A 2,395-nucleotide genomic window follows, 5' to 3' on the forward strand; every position below is an offset into this window, starting at 1 on the left:
CATCGAGTTCGCCTTTCAGCTCAAGGGAACTCTCCACTTTTCCGGGGCAAGTCCAACGCCGCCCTGCTCCGAGAGCGTGGACTGGGTCGTGATGGAGAAGCCGATCCAGGCGTCGGCGGCCCAGATCGCCGCTTTCGAGCGGGTCTATCCATTCAACGCCCGTCCGCTCCAGTCGTTGAATCGCCGCTTCCTGCTGCGCAGCCGGTGAACGGCGCCGTTTTCACACGCGTCGGCCTGATCCTCGCGGCGGCGAGCACGCTCGCGGCTCCCGCCCACGCGCAGACGGCGGTGCCGGCCCCGGCCGCCAAGCCGTCCCCACCGGTCGATCTGATCGCCGAGTTCCGCGTGCGCGAGGAGTTCGTGGACCAGGCCAATCTGCCCGACGATGCGGAGGCGTTCACCGCCCGCGCGCGGATCGGCGTCGACGCGCGGATCACGCGCGGCCTGCGCGGGCTGCTCGAGGTCGAGGGGGTGGTCGATTTCAACGACCGCTTCAACAGCACGGTCAACCGCCGCACGCGCTACCCCATCGTCTCGGACCCCGAGGGGCTCGAGATCAATCGCGCCCAACTGACCTGGACCGGGCCGGCGAGCACGGAGGCGGTCCTCGGCCGCCAGCGCATCGTGCTCGGAAATGGTCGCTTCGTCGGCAACGCCGGCTGGCGCCAGAACGAGCAGACCTTCGACGCGGTCAAACTGTCCGCCGCGCCGGTGAAGCCCCTCGCCCTCACCTATATCTATATCGACCGGGTCCGTCGCACCCTGGGCCCGGAAAGCCTGGACGGACGGTGGGACAGCGACAGCCATCTCGTCCAGATCGACGCGAAAACGTCCGTGGGACAGCTATCGGGCTACGCCTACCTGATCAACCTTTCGAGCACGCCCGCCCAGTCGTCCGCTACGTTCGGAGCACGGTTCGCCGGATCGCGTGCGGTCCGTCCGGGGCTGGAAGCGACCTACGCCGCCGAGTACGCGCATCAGAAGGATTATGGGCACGCTCCGAGGCGATTCGGTCTCGATTACCTGATGCTGGAGGGCGGGCTCAAGGGCGCGAACTGGAGCTTGACGACGGGCCTGGAGCGCCTTGGCGGCGACGGGCGCACCGGCTTCCTTACGCCCCTGGCCTCATTCCACGGGTTTCAGGGCTGGTCGGACGCGATCACCAACACGCCGCCCGACGGCCTCCTCGACCTCCACCTGCGCGCGACCGCGCGGTGGCAAGGCGCGCCGATCGGCGACGGCCTGCGCTTCGCGGCGGGCACCTACCGGTTCGCCCGCCCCAACGGCGGCCGGCAGTATGGCCGCGAGATCGACGCGTCGGTCGCGTCGACGCTGACCGACCATCTCACCGTGGAACTGAAGGCCGCGTTGTTCGACGGGGTGGATGCGGCATTCGCCGACCGCAGCAAGATATGGCTTACAGGCGAAGTGATCTTCTAGGCGTTCGGTCCCGGCGATCGATGTCGCCCGCCCTGACGCGGGAAACGCAAGCCGGGCCCGCGATGATCGGCGATGCGTCGCCATTCACGGGCAATGGCGTCGACTTCGCCATGTTCGATGCGGGCATGGGGTGCGAAACCGGCGCGTGCCTCAGAGTCGGGCGTACCTTCCACGGTATCGATCCCGGCCTCGACATCGAGCCCGTGACGGCTTGATCGGGAGAAGGACTGAAGCATGGTCCGCGCGAGCGGGCGCGATCGGCGCTGCCCGGTCGCGACGGACCAGTCGCGCCTCAGGGCTCGGGCGGGAAGTGGATGTTGTGTCTGGACTGCGTTCACCCGCTGCCGCGGGCGAACCGGCGATGCCCCCCGCCCTGCCCCATTGGCAAGGCCACCGCGCGCAAGGCGTCGTCCTCGAACATCCGCGCGACGAGTTCGGCGGGCAGGCCGCCCACGTCGTCGTCGTTCTTACCCTGTCGTGGGCGACAAGCCTGCGGGGAACGCGCCGCTAGCGAGGCTTCACGGCCTCGTCCGTTCGCCAGCCGCCGCCCATCGCCTTGAACAATGCGGCCGTTTCCTGGCGCAATTGAGCGTCGGACTGGGCCTTGTTCTCGCGCGCCTGGAGCAGCGCCACCTGCGCGTCGAGCAACGCCGTCTGGTTGGTGAAGCCCGTCCGATACTGGGCCGAGGTGGCGCGTTCGGTCGCCCCCGCGTCGGCGATGGCGCGAACCAACGCCGCATTGCGGCGGCGTTCGGCGTCGAGCCGGGCGAGCGGATCCTCCACGTCGCGCAACGCCGCGAGCACGGTCGAGCGATATTGCTGGTAGGTCTCCTCGCGCAGCTCGCGCCGGATATCGACCGTCGCGCGCCGTCGCCCGGCGTCGAACAGCGGAAAGCTGATCGCGCCCGAGCCCGTGCCCTGGAAGCTGTCGGTGCTGAACAGGCTTCGCAGCCCC

At 69.0% G+C, this 2,395-nt stretch carries 5 protein-coding genes; 4 read left to right on the forward strand and 1 reads right to left on the reverse strand.

All coding sequences use genetic code 11. The features are described from left to right. From ACFE71_RS15540 to ACFE71_RS15555, 4 genes are all read left to right on the forward strand, one after another. Positions 1 to 208 (forward strand): carbonic anhydrase family protein (locus ACFE71_RS15540; protein WP_375429662.1); only part of this gene is annotated, 208 nt, incomplete at its 5' end. Then, positions 205 to 1,440, forward strand: coding sequence for a hypothetical protein (locus ACFE71_RS15545; protein WP_375429663.1), 1,236 nt, complete (start codon positions 205 to 207; stop codon positions 1,438 to 1,440). The genes ACFE71_RS15540 and ACFE71_RS15545, both read left to right, overlap by 4 nt. Before the next feature lie 62 nt (positions 1,441 to 1,502). After that, positions 1,503 to 1,655, forward strand: a complete 153-nt coding sequence (locus tag ACFE71_RS15550) for a hypothetical protein (protein WP_375429664.1) — start codon at positions 1,503 to 1,505, stop codon at positions 1,653 to 1,655. 146 nt (positions 1,656 to 1,801) lie between these two features. After that, the gene (locus ACFE71_RS15555) at positions 1,802 to 1,951 is read left to right on the forward strand and encodes a hypothetical protein (RefSeq protein WP_375429665.1); all 150 of its coding nucleotides are present in this window, start codon (positions 1,802 to 1,804) and stop codon (positions 1,949 to 1,951) included. Here the strand turns inward: ACFE71_RS15555 and ACFE71_RS15560 are convergent. Further along, the coding region (locus tag ACFE71_RS15560) for a TolC family protein (protein ID WP_375429666.1) at positions 1,948 to 2,395 on the reverse strand (448 nt) is incomplete at its 5' end. The genes ACFE71_RS15555 and ACFE71_RS15560 overlap by 4 nt on opposite strands.

This window comes from uncultured Sphingomonas sp. (assembly GCF_964237155.1).
Taxonomy (GTDB): Bacteria; Pseudomonadota; Alphaproteobacteria; order Sphingomonadales; family Sphingomonadaceae; genus Sphingomonas.

What these genes read in the sequence shown, in the direction of transcription:
- ACFE71_RS15550 (WP_375429664.1), top strand. Translation starts at nt 1,503, where the DNA reads ATGATCGGCGATGCGTCGCCATTCACGGGCAATGGCGTCGACTTCGCC.
- ACFE71_RS15555 (WP_375429665.1), top strand. Translation starts at nt 1,802, where the DNA reads ATGCCCCCCGCCCTGCCCCATTGGCAAGGCCACCGCGCGCAAGGCGTC.